Below are 24,531 nucleotides of genomic sequence, written 5' to 3'. Positions count from 1 at the left end.
ATTTGCTTAGAGTTCTATTTGCGCAATTAGAGATAGCAATTTCAAAAGTTTTAACAACCTTTAAAATCATTCAACATGAAAAACACAATGCAATTTTATAAAATACAGCGTATAGATAACGCCACAAAAACTAATGGTATTTTAGTAAAAATCATCGTAAACATATTCTTTACTATTACTGCTATGATGAACATGAATGCACAGTTGAGTTCCGCTCAAATTGATAGTATAGCAACAAAAGCATTTAATAGTCTAAACAATACTGTTGGTTTTGCCGTTGGTGTTGTTAAAGATGGTAAAATCGTTCATATGAATGGGTATGGAGTGCAATCAATTAAAACAAAAGAAAAAGTTACTGCTGAGACTCCTTTTGGTATAGCATCAAACTCAAAAGCATTTACTTCAGCTGCACTGGCTTTATTAGTTGAACAAAGGAAAGTCAAATGGGAAGATAAGGTTATCAAACATATTCCAGAATTCAAGATGTATAATGATTATATAAGTAATAATTTTAATGTACAAGATCTATTAACGCATCGTAGCGGATTAGGACTTGGTGCTGGTGATCTAATGTTATTTCCAGCAGGTTCAGATTTCGATATTAATGATGTCTTGAATTCTTTTCAATACTTTAAACCTGTATCACCATTTAGAACGAAATTTGATTATGATAACTTATTATACCTTGTGGCAGGAGAATTAATAGCTAGAGTAAGTGGTCAATCTTGGGAATCATTTATATCTAATGAAATAATCAAGCCACTTGAAATGAAAAACACCTATGCCAGTTTTTTTGAAGCAGTAAAAAAGGCAAGTAGCGCAAGTGCACATTCTTTTAATGGAAAAAGTCTTAGTGTAATAGAAACACCAATTCCCGTAGAAGAAAAACAAAAATTGAATGGAGCAGCGGGTGGAATTTGGGCAAGTGTGTCAGACATGTGTAAATGGATGTTACTTCAATTAAATGAAGGAAAGTATGGTCGTAGTTTAGATAAAAAATTATTTTCTGAAGAACAACAAAAGGAAATGTGGAGAATGCATACTCCAATGAATTTACAACAAGACCCAAGATCTCCTTTTAAGGTGAATTTTTCTGGATATGGCTTAGGTTGGTTTGTTTCTGATTTTAACGGACATTATAAAGTTGAGCACTCAGGATTAATTGCAGGAATGTCTTCTGAGGTTATATTATTCCCCAAGCTTGAATTGGGAATTGTAGTTATGAATAATTCTGCCGGTGCGGAATTTTTAAACGGCCTGGTGAGTTATATTTTGCTGGATGAATATTTAAATTTGGAAACAGGAATTAATTGGCTTGAAATGGCAAAAGGAATGCAACAGCAAGAACAACAAATGGCAGATGTAGAAACAGAAAAAGTATGGGCAGAAGTTGAAGCAAACAAAGGTGTAAAAATTAATAAACAGAATTATATAGGCATCTATGAAGATAATTGGTTTGGAAAAATAGAGATTTTAGAGAAAAATGGAGAACTATGGTTTAAATCTCATAAATCACCACGATTAAACGGTAAAATGTCATTTTACAAAGACCATACATTTGCCATCAAATGGGAATATCAAGACATGAAAGCAGATGCGTTCGCAATATTTTCATTTTCCGGAAATAATGGTAAAGCTATGAAAATCAAAATGAAAGGGATTTCTCGTTTTATCGATTTTAGTTTCGATTTTCATGACTTAAATTTAAAAAGAATAACCAGTCATTCTAATTCACATACAACTTTGAATTGAAACTTATGTTGTGAAAGTAAATAAAAACGCCTGAAGTGAAATTTCAGGCGTTTTTATTTCTTGATTAACGTTTCTTAATTACTAGAAAGCATATCGTTGTGGTCCTCCTCTACGGATTTCCTCATTAGCATAGGATTCGAATTTTTTAAAATTCTCTCTGAATGCATTCGTTAATTTAAATGCTGTTTTATAATATTCTTCATCATTATTCCAAGTAGCTCTAGGACTTAATACAGTTGTTGGAACTCCTGGACATTCTCTTGGCTGTGCTACTCCAAATACTGAGTGAATATGATAATCATCATAAGAATACAATCCTAAATCGCCATTAAGCACTGCTTGGATCATAGCTCGCGTATATTTTAATTTGATTCTAGTCCCTACGCCGTATGGTCCACCAGTCCATCCAGTATTCACCAACCACACATTTACTCCAGTATCTTTCATTTTTTCTACTAACATTTCAGCATATTTTGCTGGATGTAGTGGCATAAATGGCGCTCCAAAACAAGCCGAAAATGAAGGAGTTGGCTCTACAACTCCAGCTTCTGTTCCTGCTACTTTTGCGGTATATCCAGATATAAAATGGTACGCTGCCTGACTTGGAGTCAACTTAGAGATAGGCGGCATTACTCCAAAAGCATCTGCAGTTAAAAAGAATATATTCTTTGGGTTTTTACCGATAGAAGATTCCTGTATATTATCTATATGATAAATCGGATAACTCACTCTTGTGTTCTGAGTGATAGAGGTATCAGCATAATCAACCTCACCATCTTCTCCAAAAATTACATTTTCAAGAATTGCTCCTTTTTTAATAGCTCCATATATCTCTGGTTCTTTTTCAGCAGAGAGATCAATAACCTTTGCATAGCAACCACCTTCAAAATTAAATATTGTATTTTCTTTAGTCCAACCATGTTCGTCATCGCCAATTAATTTACGGTTAGGATCAGTAGATAATGTTGTTTTTCCAGTTCCTGAAAGTCCAAAAAATATAGCCGTATCTCCTTCTTCTCCTACATTAGCAGAACAATGCATCGGTAGTGTCTCCTTATAAACAGGTAATATAAAATTTAATGCAGAGAAAATACCCTTTTTGATTTCTCCAGTATAACCTGTTCCTCCAATAAGTGCTATTTTCTTTGTGAAATTCAATATCGCAAAATTATGTTGACGTGTACCATCTACAGCTGCATCCGCCATAAAACCAGGAGCATTAATGACCGTCCATTCTGGATCAAAATCTTTAAGCTCCTCTTCTGTTGGCCTTAAGAACATATTATAAGCAAACATATTAGACCAAGGATATTCATTGATCACTCGTATATTTAGCTTATAATCTGCATCCGCACAAGCGTAACTATCTCTAACAAATATCTCTTTACCAGAAAGATACGAAATAACCTTGTCGTATAATGCATCAAACGCATCAGACTCAAAAGGAATGTTAATATCACCCCACCAAATTTTGTCTTCGGTAATTTGATCTTTTACAATAAAACGATCCATTGGTGAACGCCCAGTAAATTCTCCTGTATTTACAGCAAGTGTTCCAGATTTTGTGATTTTCCCTTGTCCTTTTTGCACCGTTTCCTCCTGAAGTTCATCTGGAGATAATTGGTAGCGTATTGTAGCATTTTCAATACCGTAATGCTTTAACGAAATCGTTTTCGTAATTGGATACAGTGGTTCCATAAAAATATGTTGTGTTTGTTATGTTTGACAAAATTATAAATAAATATTACACTAACGGTTAAAAAATTCACTTAATCTTAACAAGCGAAATTACAAAGAAAATCCATCCTAAAATTAACATAAAACCTCCTAAAGGTGTAACAAAACCAATACTTGACAAAGAAATTCCTAATATTTCATCAACTACCAAAAGGTAAATTGACCCTGAAAAAAGGATCATTCCAGTTAAGAAGAAATAAAAAATGCGTTTTTTAGCAACATCTTCTAAGACAACCATATTTCCTAAAATCAGGCAAACGATTGCATGATACATCTGATATCGAACACCTGTCTGAAAAGAGTTAATACTTTCTTGATCTACAAGCTTTTCTAAGCCATGCGCTCCAAATGCTCCTAAAAGCACAGCCAATAAGGCTGCAACTGCTCCGGTAATCAAAATTGTTTTATTCATTCTTGTTTTAGTAATAATTGATCATTTTTTTGAACAAAAAATAAATTTTAGACATATTTTATCTGAAATTATAACGAATACGTCAAAATTGAGAACTTACTTTTTGATGTATTTACTACATTCGCATCAAAGTTATCAAAATAATCATTAAACATGCGAAAGATACTGGTCATTGGTGCAGGTAAATCCACTGCGGTTTTAATTAAATATTTTCAGGATAAATCCGAATCTGAAAATTTAGATATTATTATCGGAGATGTTTCTATTGAAAACGCTCTTAAACTTGCAGCAAATCATCCTAATACTACTGCTATCAAATTAGATGTTTTTGATAAAGACTCTAGAGAAGATACCATTAAAAATGCAGACATTGTGGTATCTATGCTTCCCGCCAGATTTCATATAGAAGTAGCCAAAGACTGTCTTAGATTCGAAAAATCATTAGTTACAGCCTCTTATGTAAGCAATGAGATGCAAGAGCTTCATGAAGAAGTAAAGAAAAAAGGGCTTGTTTTTATGAATGAGATTGGTGTAGACCCTGGAATAGATCATATGAGTGCTATGCAAGTTATTGATCGAATTCGTAATCAAGGTGGAAAAATCATCCTATTTGAATCTTTTACGGGAGGATTGGTGGCTCCGGAAAGCGACACTAATCTTTGGAATTATAAATTTACCTGGAACCCTAGAAATGTAGTTGTCGCCGGACAAGGTGGTGCTGCAGAATTTCTACAGGAAGGAACCTACAAATACATCCCTTATCATAAATTATTCAGAAGAACTGAATTCCTAGAGGTAGAAGAATATGGTCGTTTTGAAGCATACGCTAATAGAAATTCCTTAAAATATCAAAGCATCTATGGATTGGATGATATTTTAACTCTTTATCGAGGAACTATAAGAAGAGTTGGGTTTTCTAAAGCCTGGAACATTTTTGTACAATTAGGTATGACAGCTGATGATTATACACTAGCCAACTCTGAACATATGAGTTATCGCGATTTTACAAATTCATTTCTTGCTTATTCTCCAACAGATTCTGTAGAGTTAAAGCTTCGTCATTATTTAAAAATTGATCAAGACGATATTATCTGGGATAAATTAATAGAACTAGATATCTTTAATACTGATAAAAAAGTGGGAATCCCGAACGCTACACCAGCTCAAGTCTTACAGAAGATACTAATGGACAAATGGACCTTAGATGAGGGAGATAAAGATATGATCGTTATGTATCATAAATTCGGATACGAACTTGATGGAGAACGTAAACAGATAGATGCAACAATGGTATGTATTGGCAAGGATCAAAAATACACTGCTATGGCAAGAACCGTGGGATTACCTGTTGCGATGGCTGCATTAAGAATTTTGAACAAAGAAATCACATCTACCGGAGTACAAATACCAATCAGAGAAGAAATATACACTCCAATCCTTAAGGAATTAGAGGAATATGGCATTGTATTTAAGGAAAAAGAATGTGAGTATTTAGGATACAATCCTGACGGTGTAAAAGGATAATCATACAAAAAGTTTCGATTTTAAATCTTAACCTCTATTTTTGATTATTAATTGTAACATGTCTTTTTATGAAAGGTCAGTATGGTAGCGTAAAAATAGATGGTATTGACAAAGAGATTCTTCGTAATCTAATGGAAGATGCCCGAAGACCTATTTTAGAAATTGCAAGAAAGATTGGAATTTCAGGAGCAGCAATTCATCAAAGATTAAGAAAACTAGAAGCTTCTGGTCTTATTGCCGGTTCCAAATTTATTATTGATCCAAAAGTATTAGGCTATAAAACCATGGCCTTTGTTGGAGTATATCTAGATAAAGCAGTCAGCAACCCTAAGGCAGTTAAACAATTGAAAGACATTCCTGAGGTAATTGAATGTCATTACACTACCGGAAACTGGTCCATATTCATTAAAATTCTATGTAGAGACAACGAACATTTAATGAATGTTTTAAATAAAGAAATACAAGCAATCGAAGGAGTTTCTAGAACGGAAACATTTATTTCACTAGATCAACAAATTAACAGACAAATTAAGATCTGAATTACCTTCTTCTACCTAATATTTGCAATGCAAAATATAATAAAGTCGCCAGTGAGCCTATAGCCGCTACCACATATGTTCTTGCAGCCCATTTTAAGGCATCTTTTGCCCCAGCATACTCGTTACTTGTTACCATGTTAGCATTTTCTAACCAAGCTAATGCTCTATTACTAGCATCATATTCCACAGGTAAGGTAATAAAACTAAATAGAGTACTTGTTGCATACAATGCCAATCCAACCAATGCTATTGTCTGGCCAAATTGCATACTAGCCATTAAAGCAACTCCCCCCATAATTACCCACATAGACATTTTTGAAGCTATACTTACCACCGGGACTAATTTTGATCTCATTGTTAACCACGAATAAGCAGTTGCATGCTGTACTGCATGACCAACTTCATGGGCGGCTACTGCGGCTGCGGCTGCATTTCTTTGATTATAGACACCTTCACTTAGGTTAACGGTTTTATTTCTTGGATTATAGTGGTCTGTTAACATTCCTGGTGTAGAAATTACTTTTACATCTCGTATCCCATTATCCTCTAGCATTTTTGTAGCAATCTCTGCTCCACTCATTCCATTTTGAAGATGTAATTTTGAATAATGATTGAATTTACTTTTTAACCGAGAACTTACTAAACCGCTTATCAATGCAATTGCACCAACGATTACATAATATCCCATATATCCTGAAAGCATAGTTATTTATTTTTAATTACTGTATTGCGTTTTTATTCTACGTTTTAATACTAATTTACAATAATAAAAGCAAAAACCTCGCCACAAGGACGAGGTTTTCAGTTAAATAAACTTGAGTTAGCCAATAAGTCGAGTTTAACTTAAATAGTTATTTACATCTTCCAAAGGAAGGTTAAATGCTTCTGAAATAGCAGGATACACTACATCTCCATTGATTACGTTTAATCCTTTTTTAAGTGGTTCGTTATTTGCACAAGCAACTTTCCAGCCTTTGTTTGCTAATTGTATCGCATATGACAAAGTAACATTAGTTAATGCTAAAGTTGAAGTATAAGGTACCGCACCTGGCATATTAGCCACAGAATAATGTACTACATCATCAATAATATAAACCGGATCCTGATGTGTAGTAGGTTTTGTTGTCTCAAAACAACCACCTTGATCTACCGCAACATCTACCAATACAGTTCCAGCGCGCATATCCTTCAGCATATCACGAGTGATAAGCTTTGGTGCTTTTGCTCCTGGTATTAACACACCTCCAATAATTAAATCAGAAGTTTTTATATGTTCACGAATAGTATATTCATTAGAAAATTCAGTATTCACATTAGCTGGCATTACATCATCTAAATAACGTAATCTTTTCATACTAATATCAAGAATTGTTACATCTGCTCCCATTCCTGCTGCCATTTTTGCAGCCTGAGTTCCAACAACACCTCCACCAAGCACTAGCACTTTAGCGGGAGCAACTCCAGGAACTCCTCCAAGAAGAATTCCTCTTCCTTTTAAGGGTTTTTCTAAATATTTAGCTCCTTGTTGGATCGACATACGTCCAGCTACTTCACTCATTGGTGTAAGTAACGGTAAACTACGATCAGGATCTTCTACAGTTTCATAAGAAATACAAACCGATCCGCTCTCTATCATTGCTTTTGTTAAAGGCTCGCTTGAAGCAAAATGAAAATAAGTAAATAACAATTGATCTTTCTTGATCAATTTATATTCTGGCTCTATAGGCTCCTTCACCTTTATAATCATTTCAGCAGTCTGATACACCTCTTCTATAGTAGGTAATATCTTTGCTCCTGCACCGATATATTCATCATCACTAAAACCACTCTGAAGACCAGCATTTTGCTGAATGAAAACAGTGTGACCATGATTAACGAGTGCCATTGTTCCGGCAGGTGTTAAACCTACTCTGTTCTCGTTATTCTTGATTTCCTTAGGAACACCAATTATCATATTCTTAATTTTTGGTCGAAAATAAATTTTTTATTGAAATAAAACAATAAAATAACTCTAAAAAATATCTTATCCGTAATTTACTATATTATGCAATAACTTGTTAAAACACAGTTAGAATTGGCAATTTCTTCTAGTTTTTGTAGCGAAATTTAAAATAAAGTAGCAAAAATCCGGATATAGCTGTAATAAAGTTTGCAAAAATTACAGGTAAACTATCTATCAAATATCCATAAACCAACCAACAAAGTACTCCACTTTCAAAAATTAACAACATGGATAACGATAAACTTTCTGCAGATTTCGTCTTCCAAGTTTTATAGACTTGCGGCAAAAAAGCAGCGGTTGTTAATATCGCCGCTACTAATCCAAGAATTTCTACTGGGTTGATCATATCTGTTGCTAAAAAACTGTAAGCTTATCATAGTCACACTGAGCTTGTCGAAGTGCTACAAAACCAAACACAAAAGTCTTCGACAGGCTCAGACTGACATAAATTTCTTTCTAAGAATTACCCTACTACATTTACAATCTTACCAGGCACCACGATCACTTTTTTAGGTGTTCTGCCATCAAGTTGTTGTTGTGTTTTTTCGTGGGCCATTACGGCCGCTTCAATATCTTCTTTACTTAAGTCTAAAGATAATTCCATCATAAAACGCATTTTACCGTTAAATGAAATTGGATATTGCTTTGTGCTTTCTATCAAATGCTTCTCTTCAAACAATGGAAATGACGCTGTAGCGATAGATTCATTATGCCCTAATTTATTCCATAACTCTTCTGCGATATGAGGAGCGTATGGAGAAACTAATACTAACAATGGCTCTAAAATTTCTCTGGCATTACATTTCTGAGCAGTTAATTCATTCACCGCAATCATAAAGGTACTTACAGACGTATTAAAAGAGAAGTTCTCGATATCTTCTTCTACCTTTTTGATGGTTTTATGTAATGTCTTCAGATTATCTTTTGTTGGTTCTGCATCAGAAACATTAAAAACATCCCCCTTACCCCCTTCAAAGGGGGAATGATATAGTTTCCAAAGTTTCTTAAGAAAACCGTGCACACCTGTGATACCTGCAGTATTCCAAGGCTTCGCTTGCTCTAAAGGCCCTAAAAACATTTCGTATAGACGTAAACTATCTGCGCCATACTGTTCACAGATTCCATCTGGATTTACAACATTATATTTGGACTTAGACATTTTTTCGACTTCGCGATGAGCCAATAACTTCCCATCATCCTCACAAAAGAATTTTGCATTTTTAAATTCTTCTCTCCAATTCCTTAAGTTTTCAATATCAACCTCTAAATCTCCTTTTAATAAACTAACATCTATATGAATTGACCGATACTTTACTTCGTTTGGTATTCCATTTTCTTTGAAGAAATCTTCTTTTTCTTTCCAACTGGAAGCATTCTCTATATTGTCTTGTTCAAAAACTTTTGAAGAAAAGTAAATATTTGGAATATCCTTATCTTCAAGAATTGCTTCATACAGAAAAGCACTCGTCCCCAAAATCATTCCTTGATTGATCAGTTTTTTTGCAAATTCATCTACAGGAACGATCTCACGATCAAATAAGAATTTTTGCCAAAAGCGTGCATATAATAAATGACCGGTTGCGTGTTCACTTCCTCCTATATATAGATCAACTTCTTTCCAGTAGTTAATAGCATCCTGAGAGAATACTTCTTCAGTATTATTAGGATCCATATACCTATTAAAGTAATACGAGCTTCCTGCCCAACCTGGCATGGTATTTAACTCCAAAGGAAATACCGTTGTATGATTTATTAAATCATTAGATACTACTTCATTCGTTGAAGTGTCCCAAGCCCAGACATCTGCTCGACCTAATGGCGGTTCACCAGTTTCAGTAGGTAAATATTTTTCTACTTCTGGTAATTGGATAGGTAAATGTTTTAGATCAATCATCTGTGGCATACCGTCTACATAATACACTGGAAATGGTTCTCCCCAATAGCGCTGACGACTAAATACTGCATCACGTAATCTATAATTAATTTTACCTTGTCCTTGCCCTAGTTTTTCTAACTCATAAATCGCAGTTTTTACTGCTTTTTTATATTTCAAACCATTCAGAAAATCTGAATTAGCTATGATCGTATTGTCTTTATCTGCAAAGGCTTCTTCAGAAATATCAATTCCTTCAAAAATATTAGGAATATCAATCCCAAAATGTTTTGCAAAATCATAATCACGTTGATCTCCACAAGGCACCGCCATCACAGCTCCTGTACCATATCCCGCTAATACATAATCTCCGATCCAGACTGGAACTGGTTCCTTAGTAAAGGGATGCTCTGCATAGGCTCCTGTAAATACACCACTAATGGTTTTTACGTCGGCCATACGATCACGCTCACTACGTTTTGCTGTAGCTTCTATATAAGCATCAATTTCAGCTTTTTGTTCTGGAGTTGTAATTTTAGATACTAGCTCATGTTCTGGAGCCAATGTCATAAAACTTACTCCAAAAATAGTATCAGGTCGCGTCGTAAAAACATCTATTGTATGTTGCTTCTCGACTCCGCTCGAAGTGACAGAATCTATCACCTTAAAAGTTACACTTGCTCCTTCTGAACGACCTATCCAATTGGTTTGAGAATCTTTTAATGGTTGTGGCCAATCTATAGTATCCAATCCATCTATCAAACGTTGTGCATATGCAGAAATTCGCATACTCCATTGCGTCATCTTTTTACGAATTACCGGATAACCACCACGTTCTGAAACTCCATTTACGATTTCATCATTGGCCAACACCGTTCCTAATTGCGGACACCAGTTTACTTCGGTTTCGGCTAGATAGGTTAATCTATATTTTAATAATGTTTCTTGTTTTTCTTTAGATGAACATCCGTTCCAATCATCAGCGGTAAATTCGGTTACTTCTTCGTCACAAACAGCGTTTACTTTTGCATTTCCATCTTCAGAAAATATCGTTTCTAATTCAGTAATCGGCCTTGCTTTATCTGCTTCATTATCATACCACGAATTGAAAAGCTCTGTAAATATCCACTGCGTCCATTTATAAAATGTAGGATCACTGGTTTTTACTTCTCGACTCCAATCAAAAGAGAACCCAATCTTATCTAATTGCTGACGATATCTAGCGATATTTTCTTTGGTAGTAATTGCAGGATGTTGCCCCGTTTGGATCGCATACTGTTCTGCTGGTAATCCGAATGAGTCATATCCTTGCGGATGCAATACATTAAAACCTTTATGACGTTTATATCGAGCATAAATATCACTGGCAATATATCCTAATGGATGCCCAACGTGTAATCCTGCTCCAGATGGATAAGGAAACATGTCTAGCACATAGTATTTTGGAGCCCCCTCCATCTCCCCCAAAAGGGGAGGGTTTTTAGCAACAAATGTTTTATTTTCTCTCCAGTAGTCTTGCCACTTCTGTTCAATGTTTCTAAAATCGTAACTCATCAACCTGTTTTTTGAGACCGCAAATTTACTAAAACCTAAACAATTGTAAGGTTCTCAGCTTGACAATTGTTTAGGTTTTAATATCTAATCTGCTTTATCAACCTTCTTAATATCGTCTGCTACCAGAAAAGGTCTGGTCTCAAAATCTTCATCAATACTTTTAACTTGCAATCCATTCTTAAGTATTGCTTCAAGATGTTTTCCTCTGGCAATCATTGATGTTTTTTGCCCAGAATTGGCAATTTTTCCTCCAAAATATCCTCCTACACCTCCAATACCAATAATTACTGTATGCATATTCTTTTTAGATTATTAGATTGATTAGATCGCTACGCTCTTAGAAATTTAATCTTTATTGTGATTTCAAAAATTTTAAACCCAATTAGCCGTTACCTTTATAGATCAAAGTTAATTAAAACATCATAATAAATTGGCTCAGCTGTGAAACGCTATTAATTGTGATAATTAATTCTAAAAATGAGAGACCTTTTAGAATTAAAAGTCTCATTAACTTTATTATTTTTACCTGCAAAACAAATCTCTATGAGCTCATCTTTTGAAAAATATCAGAAACGCAGACTAATATCCTCTTACTTTTCTGTGGTTATTAGTATTTCTCTGGTACTTTTCTTACTGGGATTACTGGGACTTTTAGTTCTGAATACAAAAAAAGTAGCTGATCATTTTAAAGAAAAAATTGCACTTACAATTTATCTAAAAGATACTGCCAAAGAAGTCGAGATCAAACAAATGGAGAAAAGCTTAGCGCTGGCGGAATACACCAAATCCACTACTTATATCTCTAAAGATGAAGCTGCAGAAGAACATAGTAAGGATATAGGTGAAAATTTTATGGATTTTCTTGGATATAATCCGTTACAGAACTCGATTGACGTTTATCTAAAAGCGGATTTTGTGGATCAGGTAAAGATTGATGAAATCACTACATCTATTACTAAAAAAGATTTTGTTGATGAAGTAGCGTATGACAAACCTTTGATCTCTTTATTAAATGATAACATCAAAAAAATAAGTTTTTGGGTGCTATTGATTAGTGGGATTTTTACTTTTATTGCCGTACTTCTAATTAATAGCTCTATCAGACTTTCTGTATATTCTAAACGTTTTATTATTAAAACCATGCAAATGGTAGGTGCAACCAAAAGATTTATTCGCAAGCCTTTTGTATGGAAAAGTGTTCGTTTGGGAATGATTGGAGCTATTGTCGCTCTTATTGGAGTAGGAGTTGTTTTATATTATCTGGATAAGGCTTTTCCGGAATTAGCATTGCTTAGTGATAAAATATTACTAATTGGTTTATTCGGAGGTGTCTTTGGAATTGGTATTTTGATTACCTGGATAAGCACATTTTTTGCTACTCAACGTTTTCTGAATCTCAGAACTGATGAATTATATTATTAGGATTTATGGAGCCATTACATTGGAGCGTTGATCCAGAAATTACTACTCTTTTTGGTGTTTTTCCAATAAAATATTACGGGTTATTTTTTGTTACTGGATTATTGTTAAGTTATACTGTTCTAAAAAAGATGTTTCTTTCAGAAAACATTTTATTAAAAAATCTGGATACTCTTACCAATTACGTATTTATTGGCACTTTGGTTGGTGCAAGATTAGGGCATTGTTTATTTTATGATTTTGCATATTTCTCGCAACACCCATTAGAAATTTTCCTTCCATTCAAAATATCTCCAGAAGGTTGGGATTTCACAGGTTTTGCCGGCCTGGCTAGTCATGGTGGCGCAATTGGAATTTTGATTGCTATCTCATTGTTTGTCATAAAGACCAAAACTCCATTCTTATGGATCATGGATAAAGTAAGCATTGTTATCCCAATTGGATGTGCTTTTATTCGTTTCGGAAATTTTATGAATTCTGAAATCTATGGAAAGCCTACAAATACTAATTATGGTGTAGTTTTCGTAAAGGATGATTTAATCGCCAGACATCCAACTCAATTATATGAAGCCTTTTCTTTTCTAGCTATCTTCGCTATACTCTGGTATCTTAACAAAAAGAAGATTTTCTTTCAACAAAATGGAGTGGTTTTTGGAATATTTTTAACTTTAATGTTCTCGGCAAGATTCATTATTGAATTTTCTAAAGAAAATCAAGTAGCTTTTGAAGATGCTATGACATTAAATATGGGACAATTGTTAAGTATTCCTTTTATCATAGTGGGAATTGTTTTGGTAACACTTAGAATATTGAAAAAGGAAGCTGTACCTTCTTAAAGTTAATGATTATGCAAAAAACTGGTAAAATATTCTTCTCTATATCCTTTGTGTTGTTTGTGATTTTTATGTGGATAATGATTCAAACGTTTAAACCTATACGTAATGTACAACCCGATCAAGTTATAGAAATTACAGGAAAAGTAACAAAAATTGAAGAGGGAAGTGGTTTTGATATTGCCATAACGTTAGAAAATGACAGTCATTACTATTACATTAATCGTGGATTACAATATGGGCTAACTTTAGACGAATTACAAAAAGAATTATTGAATAAAAAAGTTACTTTGTATCCTATTCATAGATGGACTATATTTACACGTGATAAAATTATGGGACATATCTCAAAATTAATGATCGAAGATCGCGTTATTTTTAATGAAATTAACAACGACATTCATGAACAAACAATCCAATAATACACATAAACCAGATTTCGTCTTTGGAAAAAAGAACTATGTAGTAATGGCCATAGGTATTGCTGTCATTGCATTAGGATTTATTTTAATGGCAGGAGGAGGAAGTGATGACCCAAATGTATTTAATCCTGATATTTATAATTTTAGAAGGATTAGACTAGCACCTACAGTTGTTTTAATTGGTTTTGGTATCGAAGTATACGCTATTTTATTAAACCCTAACAAAAAGAAAACCTCGTAATTAAGCGATTTATCTTCTAGTAGTTATAGAACCTTTATCAAATTTTTCGGTTTAAAACAAAAAGCCGAGACGAGTTCTATATATTTGCACCGAATTTTAGAAATCTTTCCGTATGGAGATTATTGATGCAATTATTTTAGGTGTTATTCAAGGACTTACAGAGTTCCTTCCTGTTTCTTCTAGTGGTCATTTAGAATTAGGAAAAGCTATTTTAGGTGATGAAAGTGTTCCCGACGAACCTCTTCTTTTTACTGTAATATTACATTTTGCAACAGCATTAAGTACCATTGTCATATTCAGAAAAGACATTTTTCAGATTATTAAAGGATTACTACAATTCAAAAAAAATGATGAAACGATGTTTTCATTGAGAATAATCGTTTCCATGATTCCCGCTGTTATTATTGGCGTGTATTTTGAAGAACAGCTTGAGCAACTTTTTAACGGAAATATTACGTTTGTTGGTTTTATGCTTATCATTACCGCTATTCTTTTATGGTTAGCCGATAAAGCAAAGGATACAGCAAAAATAGTTACTACCTCTAATGCCTTTGTTATAGGAATTGCTCAAGCCATAGCTATGCTACCTGGAATTTCGAGAAGTGGTGCGACTATTTCTACATCAGTATTACTAGGAAATGATAAAACCAAAGCTGCCCGTTTTTCATTTCTAATGGTTATTCCTTTGATTTTTGGTAAAATCGGGAAAGACCTAGTAAGTGGAGATCTTAATTTTTCTACAGAAAGCAGCACACCTTTACTTCTAGGATTTATTGCTGCCTTTGTTTCTGGGCTTTTTGCTTGCACCTGGATGATTTCCTTGGTAAAAAAGAGTAAATTATCATATTTTGCCTTATATTGTATTATTGTTGGCGTTGCTGCCATCATCTTTGGTTTTATTAAATAGTCCCCAATAATGCTAACCGAACAAGATTATAAAGACGGTCAAATTCTTTTGATCGATAAACCTCTACAATGGACATCCTTTCAGGTTGTTAATAAGTTACGCTGGTTAATTCGTAAAAATTTTGGGATAAAAAAAATAAAAGTAGGGCACGCAGGAACACTAGATCCTCTTGCTTCTGGTTTACTTATTATCTGTACTGGTAAATTCACAAAACGTATACAAGAATTTATGGGACAGACTAAAGAATACACTGGAACTATTACGTTAGGAGCAACAACCCCTTCTTATGATCTAGAAACAGAAATTGATAAAACTTTTGCTACTGATCATATTTCCGAAGAACTTATAAGAACAACTACCAAACGATTTATAGGTGAAATTGAACAATATCCTCCAGTTTTTTCAGCTTTAAAAAAAGATGGAAAACGATTATACGAATATGCTCGTCAAGGACAGGAAGTAGAAATAGCATCAAGAAAAATTACTATTTCGACTTTCGAAATTACCAGAGTAGAGTTACCTGAAGTTGATTTTAGAGTAGTTTGTGGAAAAGGAACTTATATTAGATCATTGGCACACGATTTTGGCAAAGCATTACAAAGCGGAGGACATTTAAGTGTTCTAAGAAGAACCAAAATAGGAGAATTCTCTGTGGATGAAGCAATTAGCCCAGAAGTATTTGAAAATCAATTGCACGCAGAAATTGAAACTACATAAAATATTGTAGAAAAAAAGAAGTTATAGATACCTATGGAATTTATAGAAAAACATAAAGCTTTAATTATCACATCCATGCTAATGGGTATTTTTGTGTTGTCACTCTATAATATTAATATGGTGAAAAAGAAAAAACAGCAATCCGAAATTCTGATGGAAATTCCAGAAGAATTGATGGAGGAACTAACTAAAGAGGAAGAACCGGAAGCGCCACCAGAAGAAGAACGAGAACTCATTGCCTCTAAAAGAACCCATGATGCATTTAATGAAGATTTTGAAGATTCTGAAGATTTTGAACAAAGAATAAAGTCTCTTACAGAAACAGAAGAGATAACAGAAGAAACTTCTAATAGCGATCAACTAACAGAAGGACAAGAAGCTATAAACGAAGACATCACTTCTGAGGAAGTTCCAGAGGATAAAAAAGAAGAAAAACCAATACCTGAAGAAGTTAACAACAGAAATAGCTCTGTTACTTTTACATTAAGAGGTAGAGAAAAGAAAGATATCCCAAATCCTATCTATACCTGTAACGGAAGTGGAAAAGTAGTAGTAAAAATTGAGGTAAATCAAAACGGTTATGTCATTGATGCTAAGATTGACAAAAAGAAATCTACCACCAGAAACGAATGCCTTTTTGATAATGCATTAGACTATGCACAAGATGCATTATTTTCATCCTCAGAGATAAAAGAACAGAAAGGTTTTATTACGTATTACTTTAATTACGGAGGCTAACTTTATAGTAGTTTTGCCAGATCTTCAGCAATATTGCTTCCTTTATCTTTATTATACCAAACCTGTAAATCTTGTTTGAATTCCGGATCTAAACCACCATGTTTTTCTTTGTAATCATTTACCATTTTCGTAGCTACAGATGGTCTTGGACCCCAAGTATTTATTACTTCTTTAGTTTCTTGATTATATGCTATTAGTTTTGGAATCGCTTTCCCACCATTTGTAAGAAAATTATTCATTAACTCATCATGAGCATCTCTAGATATAATTCTTAAATCAATTCCTTCATTCATTTCAGAAAGCTTATTAATTACAGGTAATGACTGAGCGGCATCACCACACCAACCCTCAGTTAAGACTAACCAAGTAATATTAGTTGTCGCACTAGAAAACGTTTCTTCAATAGCACCATTAATTTTTAGTGTTTTATCCAATCGCTTCATTCTACGATCATTAAGCATACTATAGTTGGTAAGTGCTTCTGATTGTTCGTGACCAGTAGATTTCCCTTCAGATAATAAGTTACTTACTGTATTTCTATATTCTTCATAGGAATATGAATTGCTTATTCCTTCTTCTATTAATTCATTTATAGTCATCGTAGTCGTTTCCATAATTTCTTTATATCTTATCCTATAGGACGATATATATTCTTAAAGCTTACACTAAAAATTCAAAAGTAATCTAATATCTTTATCTACTAGAAATAAACCTATGGAAAAACATAAATGCGGTTGGTGCATCGGTGATTCATTATACGAATCATACCACGATAACGAATGGGGAGTGCCATTGCACGATGAGCGTCTTTTGTTCGAATTCTTAATCTTAGAAACTTTTCAGGCCGGATTAAGCTGGATTACCATTCTTAGAAAACGAGAAAACTTTAGACTTGCTTTTGATAATTTTGATTACAAAATTGTTGCTCAATACAATGATACTAAGAAAGAAGAATTATTACAAAACGCTGGTATCATTAGAAATAAACTGAAGGTTAATTCTGCTATAAGCAATGCACAAAATTTTATAAAAATTCAAGAAGAATTTGGCAGTTTTGATGCTTATATATGGGGGTTTGTAGATGGAGAACCTATTGTAAACACATGGAAACATCATAAGGAATGTCCTGCTACAACAGAAATATCAGATCGTCTTAGTACGGATCTAAAAAAAAGAGGATTTAAGTTTGTAGGATCAACTGTTATATATGCTTTCATGCAAGCTATCGGTATGGTAAACGATCATACCATAAACTGTTTTAGATATAAAGAGGTTTAAAAATGACTGGAGAAAAGAATCTTACCTCACTTATTCAAAAAATGACTCCAGAATTACAACTTGGAGAATATGTATTTACTACGGTAAAAACGACAGATCAAATCGAAAGAAAAGACATTATCTGCGAGTTCAGGGAGCAAGAAGGAATTACACTGATTTTAAGACGTGAAAAAGCTGATAATCTTAACTTAAAATATGAATTTATTGCTTCTTGGATAACTTTAAAAATCCATTCTTCACTTGATGCTATAGGATTAACCGCTATCTTTTCGTCGGAACTAGCTAAACACGAAATAAGTTGTAATGTAATCGCAGGTTATTATCACGATCATATTTTTGTTAATACAAAGGATGGCGAAAAAACAATTGAGGTTCTTAAAAATTTATCTCAACACTATATAGGATAACTTTTAGTTTTACAACTTTACACCAAAAGACAAATCTCCTGAATCTCCTAAACCAGGGATTATATACCCTCTACTGCTTAGCTTCGGATCGATAGCAGCTATCCAAAGGTGGGTGTTTTCAGGAAAAACATCCTTGATATACTCAACTCCTTCTCTAGAACCAATAACGGCTATGATATGAATCTGTTTGGGTTCTCCATGGTTTTTCATAGCCTTCAGGGTATTCTCTAAAGTTTTTCCGGTGGCCAACATTGGATCCGCAAGCAACAGTGTTTTATTATGCAAAGAAGGTGATGCTAAGTAATTAACAACTACCTCAAAATCATCAGAATCTTCTGTGTGATCTCTATATGCCGAAATAAAAGCGTTTTCTGCAGTATCAAAATAATTGAGAAGTCCCTGATGTAATGGCAAACCTGCTCGCAAAATTGCACAAAGAACCAACTCTTTATCTGGTACTGAAATCTCTTTAGTTCCTAAAGGTGTCTTGATCGTTTTTGAAGTATATTCTAATGCTTTACTTAATTCATAACCTAAAACCTCACCGATACGTTCTATATTCTTTCTAAAACGCATACTATCTTTTTGTACAGCACTATCTCTAATTTCGCTGATAAATTGATTTAAAATAGAGTTTTCAGTTTCAAGATTGTGAATAGTCATAAATGATAAAATTTAACCCTCATTGAAAGGTTAATTCTCTGAGGTTTGTTCTAAACTTGTTTTATATATATAAAACTACTTTAAAAATTCGATAAATGCACGCCTAGAAATTTCTTTGGCTCCTAAACTAGCTAAATGATCAGTATAAACCTGACAATCTATTAGCTTCACTTCTTTTTCTTTTAAGCGTTCAACTAGTTTAATAAATCCATATTTAGAAGCATTACTTACTTTAGAAAACATACTCTCTCCACAAAATACTTTCTTATCCTCCAACCATATCCCATATAAGCCTCCTACAATCGTTTTGTCTTTCCATACTTCTACAGAAATAGCATGTCCCATTTTATGAAGTTCTATGTATGCTTCTTGCATATCCGATGTAATCCAGGTACCAAACTGATCAGGACGAATTATACTAGCACAGTTATCAATAACCTGTTTGAAGTTTTTATTAAAGGTGATTTCAAAATAGTTTTTACGAAACAACTGCCGCATACTTTTACTTATTTTGAGATCTTCAGGAAAAAGCACCATTCTAGGATCAGGACTAAACCATAAAATAGGTTGATCCTCATCATACCAGGGGAAAATTCCGTTATGATACGCGTTCAATAATCTGGGAATAGAAAGATCTCCTCCTAATGCCAACAACCCATCTTCGTTAGCAGCAGATACATTGGGAAAATCTATGGAATCATTAAGTATATACAAAACAAAATTCTAAATGTTTCTACAACGTTAAATATCAATTAGTTGTTTGAATTGACCAAAAAAATCACAATATTTGTTAGAACCTTTTAAGATAAATTTTGTTCATCATTGCTTTTTTGAGTTTTATTAAAAGGTTAACCTAAAACCACAATATGAAAAGTCCGATACATTGTATCGGACTTTTTACTTTTACACATCGACAGTTATCATCCTGAGTCTATCGAAGGATCAGTATAATATCTATAATATTGATCTACCTAAAATGGTAAATCATCATGATCTTCTTCCGTAAGATTTGTTGCAGGTTCGAATGCATCAGCAGGAGGCATTGGAGCCGCTGCAGAAGGAGCCGCCGCTTGTAAATTCTCAATCCTCCATCCTTGGATAGAGTTAAAATATTTAGTCTCTCCTTGTGGGTTTACCCACTCACGACCACGTAAATTAATACTTATTTTCACATCCTGACCTACCTGAAAGCTGTTTAATAAATCACATTTATCCTGAACAAACTCTACCATTATATGCTGCGGATATTGTTCTTCTGTAGTAACCACTATCTCACGTTTTCTGAAACCATTGTTTCCAAAAGTTTGTGTCTCACCGACCATCTTTACTTTACCTTGTACTTCCATCTTTTTAATTATTGTATTGCTGCTAAAATATTCCAGGCAGTATTAATATCATCCTTATCTAAATACTGCTGTGCAAATTTATGAATTTCTATTAGGTTAACATCCTGAATTTTATCCTTAATATCACTATTGTTATTAACAAAATCTTGGACCTCAGTATTTGTAGGTATTCTTTCAACATTTGCCAACTTACCGAGATCATTTCCTGTAAATATCTTACTGCTTTTTATGCTTTCAGGCAATGCATCTACACCAATCCCAATAGTACTTAGTGGTTTTGGAACTTCAAACATTCCCATATTCGCTCTTGTATACCAGTTTCCTCCCATACGTGCAACTTGATCAATTTTATACTGATCAATCTTACCATCGCTATCAAGAATCTCTTTTTTCACATGCATTAATAATACTTCGCAAATAATAAGGTTTCCTGCTCCTCCTTCTTCTCCCATTGGCACTATTTGATTCACCTTGCACTCAAACTGCACTGGTGCTTCATCAACTCTAAAAGCTTTTATCTTTTCTGAAGCTACCATTGTTAAACCAGCTTTATCAAACTCATTAATTCCTTCTGGATATTCGGTACTAGACAAGGACATTTGCTGAACTATATCATAATTAACAACATTTATAACAACCTCCTTAGTAGCTATTGCATTTTCTAACGTATGTTTTATAGTATTATCTCTGACTCTTCTAGCTGGCGAAAAAATAAGAATTGGCGGATTAGCACTAAATACATTAAAAAAACTAAAAGGTGAAAGGTTTGGTCTACCTTCTTTATCGATAGTGCTTGCAAATGCTATTGGTCTTGGTCCAATCGCTCCTAGCATCATTCCGTGTAATTTTCCTGTGGAAACTTCTAAAGGGTCTATACGTAACATACATGAATCTATTACACAAAGATAATTAAAGTTTAAAGGTATCAATACACTATTGCTTGGTTTTACTTACCTTGTAATAGAAACAATAAAATAGTTTTATAACGTTTATATTTAGGGTTTGGTAACACACATTTTCTATGAATTTTTCTGATGAACGTAATCTGGCTAGTTATTTTATAATTTTTGCAGTTCTTGTGATTACTGGCCTGATATTATGGAACACCTCTATATTTCTTCAGCGATTAAAAAAAGATGAGAGCACTAAAATGCAAGTATGGGCTCAATCATTTAAGGCGTTAAGTAGCTCAGGCATAGATGGATCTAACGATATTAACTTGGATGATTACCTAGAGTTATCCAATCTCATCAACAGCACTAATAATACCATCCCCACAATTATCACTAACTCTAAAGGTGACTTTATCAAAGGACAATCTGGTCATATAGATATTTCAGGGTCCACACTAAATTTACCAGATGATATTACTGAAAAAGAATTAGCAGATTATCTGGAGCAGATGAAGTCCGAAAATGAACCAATAGTTTTAGACCTAAAAGGGACTGTACAATACGTTTACTATGGAAATTCTTCTATTTTACAAAAATTAAAATATTACCCTATTGCTATCGCATTAATCATTTTTTTGTTGATTGGAGTAATTTATTTCTTTTTTACTACTTCTAAAGCTAGTGAGCAGAACAAACTTTGGGCAGGTATGGCTAAAGAAACCGCACATCAGATTGGGACTCCGTTATCATCTTTAGTGGGATGGAATGAAATTCTAAAAGTAGAAAACGTAAATCCCGAATATATTGTAGAAATAGAAAAGGATATATCCAGATTGAAAGTAATTACCGAGCGTTTCTCTAAAATAGGATCTATTCCTAAATTAGAAGAAGTAGATATTGTAAAAGAAACAAGAGAGGCATATACTTATCTACAATCCAGAAGCTCCAAATTGATTAATTTTTCGATCAATTTACCAGAAAAATCTATTCAGGTACATCTAAATTCTCAACTATATAGCTGGACTATAGAAAATCTCGTGAAAAATGCAATTGATGCTATGCGTGGAAAAGGAGATCTAAATATTGAACTGTCTCAAGACTCTAAACGTGTATTTATAAGAATTACAGACAGTGGAAAAGGAATCCCCAAAAGCAAGTTTACTAAAATTTTTGAACCTGGTTACACCTCCAAAACCAGAGGTTGGGGGCTTGGGCTTTCATTAGCCAAAAGAATTATTGAAGATTACCACTCTGGTAAAATTAAAGTACTTAGATCTGAAATTAACAAAGGCACTACTTTTCAGATTACTCTGAGCAAATCAGACGAGTCTGTTATAACATAATTCTCTTATAAGCGTTATACGTAATAAACTAAACAAAGTGAAAACCGAGTATATCCTTTTAAAAGAAGCTGTGCTTAATAATAACTGTCCTGAATGTTATTCTACAGAAAGCCTATTATTATCATTTAAACAAAAAAGGCAGCTATCCAAGCTTTTTATTAAGACCAAAGGTGAAATTATTGAAAGTATGGATTGCAAGAAATGCGAGACTACTATTTTTCCAGGGCGCTGGACCGATGATATTGAAAGAGTTTATAATTACCATAAAAAAACAATAAACTCTAAATCCTCAGGTATTCAATTTACAGGACTATTTTATATAGTAGTTCTTTTGGTTCTTATAATAACAGGGGGTTTATATGCATTTCTTTATCATCCTGAACTATTTCAGTTATAATGTATCCTATAAATATTGATTCATTACTGTTCGTAATTTATCAGAAATCATAAAGGTTTTATCAATATTAAAATCAAAACAAACAGCTACATCATGACCAATAGCACATAATGTTCCATCATCATTATACAATTCATGATATAATCCAAAACTAGAATTCTTTACAAATTCTACTTTTGTCTTAATTAGGACATTTCCAGGAAAAAACAAGGGGTTTTTAAAATCACATTTTGTAGATACAAGCATAGGACCTTTCTTAGTTTCGGAATATAATGTAGCCAATCCAGATACTTCCCAAAACTGAACACGAGCACTTTGCATATATTTCATGAAATTTACGTTATTCACATGCTGATACGTATCCATTTCACTCCAATCAATCCTAAGTTGTAACGACAATTTAAAATCAGAAGTTGTCTTCATTTCTATAAATTCGATTGAATCTCCGTGGCTAATTTATTAAACTCATCTGCTGTCATTGACACTTTATGCTGAAATGTCATTTCTTTCATATCATTAAGCGGTATTAAATGTACGTGAACGTGAGGAACTTCCAGACCCACAACAGCAACACCTACACGCTTACAGACTATTGATTTCTCTAACGCTATAGCAACTTTTCTCGAAAAACGCATCAGTTCGATATACGTTTCTTCATCAAGATCAAATATTTTATTTTCTTCTTTTTTTGGGATACACAAGGTATGTCCTTTGGCATTAGGGTTTATATCCAAAAAAGCATAAAAATTCTCATCTTCGGCGACTTTATAAGAGGGTATTTCGCCATTTATAATTTTAGTGAACAGGGTAGACATTCGTTAAAATTTTAGTTGGTTTATCGATACGAAATATAGGGTATTTCTAACAAAAACAAGAGCATAAAAAAACCTTTCTCATTTTTTTAAGAAAGGTTTTTCGTAACTGGATGTTATTTTTTATTCTCGTGTAATTTCTACAACATCAAATTTCATAATTCCATTAGGAACCTGAATTTCTGCAACTTCGCCTACGCTTTTACCTAAGAGGCCTTTACCAATAGGTGAATCTACGGATATTTTACCTGTTTTAAGGTCTGCTTCACTTTGTGCAACTAGTTTATAGGTCATCTGCGCTCCATTCGTTTGATTTTTAATTTTAACAGTAGAATGGATTAATGCCTTGGACGTATCTAATTGAGATTCATCAATTAATCGCGCTCCCGACAAGGTTTCTTCTAATTTAGAAATTCTCATCTCTAGCAACCCTTGTGCTTCTTTTGCTGCATCATACTCAGCATTTTCACTTAAATCACCTTTATCACGAGCCTCTGCAATCGCTTGTGATGCTTTTGGTCTCTCTATATCTTTAAGGTTATTTAATTCGTCTCTTAACTTTTTTAGCCCTTCTGCAGTGTAATAAGATACTTTGCTCATAACTTCATCGTTTATATAAATACAAAAAATCCCATGGCTATGGGACTTTAACTATAAACAAATATAATAAAAAATAATACCGAATCACATTTTTACTTAATTTGGTCTTTTTAAAAATGATA

29 protein-coding genes are annotated in these 24,531 nt (G+C 33.6%); 14 read left to right on the top strand and 15 right to left on the bottom strand.

The annotated features are described in order from the left end of the window. Positions 1-75: 75 nt before the first annotated feature. Positions 76-1,752, top strand: a complete 1,677-nt coding sequence (locus tag Q0829_RS25880; protein WP_298548595.1) for a serine hydrolase — start codon at positions 76-78, stop codon at positions 1,750-1,752. Between the two features lie 81 nt (positions 1,753-1,833). Here the strand turns inward: Q0829_RS25880 and pckA are convergent, their stop codons facing one another. Both pckA and Q0829_RS25870 read right to left on the bottom strand, forming a co-directional pair. After that, a complete protein-coding gene (pckA, locus tag Q0829_RS25875) occupies positions 1,834-3,450 on the bottom strand; it encodes a phosphoenolpyruvate carboxykinase (ATP) (protein WP_298548593.1) in 1,617 nt (538 codons plus the stop codon). A 67-nt stretch (positions 3,451-3,517) separates the two neighbouring features. Next, entirely contained in the window at positions 3,518-3,901 is a 384-nt protein-coding gene (locus tag Q0829_RS25870; RefSeq protein ID WP_298548590.1) for a DUF423 domain-containing protein, read from the bottom strand. Positions 3,902-4,054: 153 nt separating this feature from the next. Here Q0829_RS25870 and Q0829_RS25865 point away from each other — a divergent pair, with 153 nt between their 5' ends. Next, positions 4,055-5,425 (top strand): saccharopine dehydrogenase family protein, encoded by a 1,371-nt coding sequence (locus tag Q0829_RS25865; protein WP_298548589.1) that lies wholly within the window; start codon positions 4,055-4,057, stop codon positions 5,423-5,425. Between the two features lie 68 nt (positions 5,426-5,493). Continuing rightward, positions 5,494-5,964: an Lrp/AsnC ligand binding domain-containing protein gene (locus Q0829_RS25860; protein WP_298548587.1), complete on the top strand. Its 471-nt coding sequence runs from the start codon at positions 5,494-5,496 to the stop codon at positions 5,962-5,964. 1 nt (position 5,965) lies between these two features. Here Q0829_RS25860 and Q0829_RS25855 read toward each other — a convergent pair whose 3' ends face one another. From Q0829_RS25855 to Q0829_RS25835, 5 genes are all read right to left on the bottom strand, one after another. Beyond that, entirely contained in the window at positions 5,966-6,667 is a 702-nt protein-coding gene (locus tag Q0829_RS25855; protein WP_298548584.1) for a zinc metallopeptidase, read from the bottom strand. A 135-nt stretch (positions 6,668-6,802) separates the two neighbouring features. Further along, complete coding sequence (ald, locus tag Q0829_RS25850) at positions 6,803-7,918, bottom strand: alanine dehydrogenase (RefSeq protein ID WP_298548582.1); 1,116 nt, start codon at positions 7,916-7,918, stop codon at positions 6,803-6,805. Between the two features lie 133 nt (positions 7,919-8,051). Beyond that, the gene (locus tag Q0829_RS25845) at positions 8,052-8,312 is read right to left on the bottom strand and encodes a SemiSWEET transporter (protein ID WP_298548579.1); all 261 of its coding nucleotides are present in this window, start codon (positions 8,310-8,312) and stop codon (positions 8,052-8,054) included. 117 nt (positions 8,313-8,429) lie between these two features. Beyond that, positions 8,430-11,393 (bottom strand): class I tRNA ligase family protein, encoded by a 2,964-nt coding sequence (locus Q0829_RS25840; protein ID WP_298548576.1) that lies wholly within the window; start codon positions 11,391-11,393, stop codon positions 8,430-8,432. An 84-nt stretch (positions 11,394-11,477) separates the two neighbouring features. Next, a complete protein-coding gene (locus Q0829_RS25835) occupies positions 11,478-11,690 on the bottom strand; it encodes a 2-dehydropantoate 2-reductase N-terminal domain-containing protein (protein WP_298548575.1) in 213 nt (70 codons plus the stop codon). 246 nt (positions 11,691-11,936) lie between these two features. Here Q0829_RS25835 and Q0829_RS25830 point away from each other — a divergent pair, with 246 nt between their 5' ends. The 7 genes from Q0829_RS25830 (at position 11,937) to Q0829_RS25800 (ending at position 16,670) form a co-directional block, all read left to right on the top strand. Next, positions 11,937-12,815, top strand: coding sequence for a permease-like cell division protein FtsX (locus tag Q0829_RS25830; protein WP_298548572.1), 879 nt, complete (start codon positions 11,937-11,939; stop codon positions 12,813-12,815). A 5-nt stretch (positions 12,816-12,820) separates the two neighbouring features. Next, a complete protein-coding gene (gene lgt / locus Q0829_RS25825; protein ID WP_298548570.1) occupies positions 12,821-13,648 on the top strand; it encodes a prolipoprotein diacylglyceryl transferase in 828 nt (275 codons plus the stop codon). Positions 13,649-13,659: 11 nt separating this feature from the next. Further along, on the top strand, positions 13,660-14,067 hold the full coding sequence (locus Q0829_RS25820; protein WP_298548568.1) for a hypothetical protein: 408 nt from the start codon (positions 13,660-13,662) through the stop codon (positions 14,065-14,067). Next, a complete protein-coding gene (locus Q0829_RS25815; protein WP_298548565.1) occupies positions 14,048-14,308 on the top strand; it encodes a DUF3098 domain-containing protein in 261 nt (86 codons plus the stop codon). Before Q0829_RS25820 ends, Q0829_RS25815 begins: the two co-directional genes overlap by 20 nt. Before the next feature lie 112 nt (positions 14,309-14,420). After that, complete coding sequence (locus Q0829_RS25810; protein ID WP_298548561.1) at positions 14,421-15,215, top strand: undecaprenyl-diphosphate phosphatase; 795 nt, start codon at positions 14,421-14,423, stop codon at positions 15,213-15,215. A 9-nt stretch (positions 15,216-15,224) separates the two neighbouring features. Then, entirely contained in the window at positions 15,225-15,932 is a 708-nt protein-coding gene (truB, locus tag Q0829_RS25805) for a tRNA pseudouridine(55) synthase TruB (protein ID WP_298548559.1), read from the top strand. A gap of 33 nt (positions 15,933-15,965) precedes the next feature. Further along, positions 15,966-16,670, top strand: a complete 705-nt coding sequence (locus Q0829_RS25800) for a hypothetical protein (RefSeq protein WP_298548556.1) — start codon at positions 15,966-15,968, stop codon at positions 16,668-16,670. Positions 16,671-16,672: 2 nt separating this feature from the next. On the opposite strand, the gene Q0829_RS25795 is transcribed toward Q0829_RS25800, so the two are convergent. Next, positions 16,673-17,284, bottom strand: a complete 612-nt coding sequence (locus Q0829_RS25795) for a thioredoxin family protein (protein ID WP_298548554.1) — start codon at positions 17,282-17,284, stop codon at positions 16,673-16,675. 100 nt (positions 17,285-17,384) lie between these two features. Between Q0829_RS25795 and Q0829_RS25790 the strand changes: the two genes are divergently transcribed. Together Q0829_RS25790 and Q0829_RS25785 are read left to right on the top strand one after the other, a co-directional pair. Next, positions 17,385-17,948, top strand: coding sequence for a DNA-3-methyladenine glycosylase I (locus Q0829_RS25790; RefSeq protein ID WP_298548553.1), 564 nt, complete (start codon positions 17,385-17,387; stop codon positions 17,946-17,948). Between the two features lie 2 nt (positions 17,949-17,950). Then, the gene (locus Q0829_RS25785; RefSeq protein WP_298548552.1) at positions 17,951-18,355 is read left to right on the top strand and encodes an ACT domain-containing protein; all 405 of its coding nucleotides are present in this window, start codon (positions 17,951-17,953) and stop codon (positions 18,353-18,355) included. Positions 18,356-18,364: 9 nt separating this feature from the next. Here Q0829_RS25785 and upp read toward each other — a convergent pair whose 3' ends face one another. The 4 genes from upp to Q0829_RS25765 all read right to left on the bottom strand — a co-directional run bounded on the left by upp (position 18,365) and on the right by Q0829_RS25765 (position 21,248). Beyond that, positions 18,365-19,018 carry a uracil phosphoribosyltransferase gene (upp, locus tag Q0829_RS25780; RefSeq protein WP_298548550.1) on the bottom strand — a complete coding sequence of 218 codons (654 nt, stop codon included), beginning with the start codon at positions 19,016-19,018 and terminating at the stop codon, positions 18,365-18,367. A gap of 75 nt (positions 19,019-19,093) precedes the next feature. Next, positions 19,094-19,732 carry a leucyl/phenylalanyl-tRNA--protein transferase gene (gene aat, locus Q0829_RS25775; protein WP_298548547.1) on the bottom strand — a complete coding sequence of 213 codons (639 nt, stop codon included), beginning with the start codon at positions 19,730-19,732 and terminating at the stop codon, positions 19,094-19,096. A 257-nt stretch (positions 19,733-19,989) separates the two neighbouring features. Further along, the gene (locus Q0829_RS25770; RefSeq protein WP_298548544.1) at positions 19,990-20,364 is read right to left on the bottom strand and encodes a DUF3127 domain-containing protein; all 375 of its coding nucleotides are present in this window, start codon (positions 20,362-20,364) and stop codon (positions 19,990-19,992) included. An 8-nt stretch (positions 20,365-20,372) separates the two neighbouring features. Beyond that, entirely contained in the window at positions 20,373-21,248 is an 876-nt protein-coding gene (locus Q0829_RS25765) for a flavin reductase family protein (protein ID WP_298548541.1), read from the bottom strand. Between the two features lie 137 nt (positions 21,249-21,385). On the opposite strand from Q0829_RS25765, the gene Q0829_RS25760 reads away from it, so the two are divergent. Then, complete coding sequence (locus Q0829_RS25760) at positions 21,386-22,600, top strand: HAMP domain-containing sensor histidine kinase (protein ID WP_298548538.1); 1,215 nt, start codon at positions 21,386-21,388, stop codon at positions 22,598-22,600. A gap of 37 nt (positions 22,601-22,637) precedes the next feature. Further along, positions 22,638-22,997, top strand: a complete 360-nt coding sequence (locus Q0829_RS25755; RefSeq protein WP_298548536.1) for a hypothetical protein — start codon at positions 22,638-22,640, stop codon at positions 22,995-22,997. A 6-nt stretch (positions 22,998-23,003) separates the two neighbouring features. On the opposite strand, the gene Q0829_RS25750 is transcribed toward Q0829_RS25755, so the two are convergent. The 3 genes from Q0829_RS25750 to greA form a co-directional block, all read right to left on the bottom strand. Next, positions 23,004-23,420 (bottom strand): acyl-CoA thioesterase, encoded by a 417-nt coding sequence (locus Q0829_RS25750; protein ID WP_298548533.1) that lies wholly within the window; start codon positions 23,418-23,420, stop codon positions 23,004-23,006. 2 nt (positions 23,421-23,422) lie between these two features. Continuing rightward, the gene (locus Q0829_RS25745) at positions 23,423-23,812 is read right to left on the bottom strand and encodes an HIT domain-containing protein (protein ID WP_298548529.1); all 390 of its coding nucleotides are present in this window, start codon (positions 23,810-23,812) and stop codon (positions 23,423-23,425) included. A gap of 120 nt (positions 23,813-23,932) precedes the next feature. Further along, complete coding sequence (gene greA, locus Q0829_RS25740) at positions 23,933-24,409, bottom strand: transcription elongation factor GreA (protein ID WP_108804865.1); 477 nt, start codon at positions 24,407-24,409, stop codon at positions 23,933-23,935. Between the last annotated feature and the right edge of the window lie 122 nt (positions 24,410-24,531).

It is taken from the genome of uncultured Aquimarina sp. (assembly GCF_947492405.1).
GTDB lineage: Bacteria > Bacteroidota > Bacteroidia > Flavobacteriales > Flavobacteriaceae > Aquimarina.
Note: the sequence above shows the minus strand (reverse complement) of the source record. Positions and strands in the feature narration are given on the sequence as shown.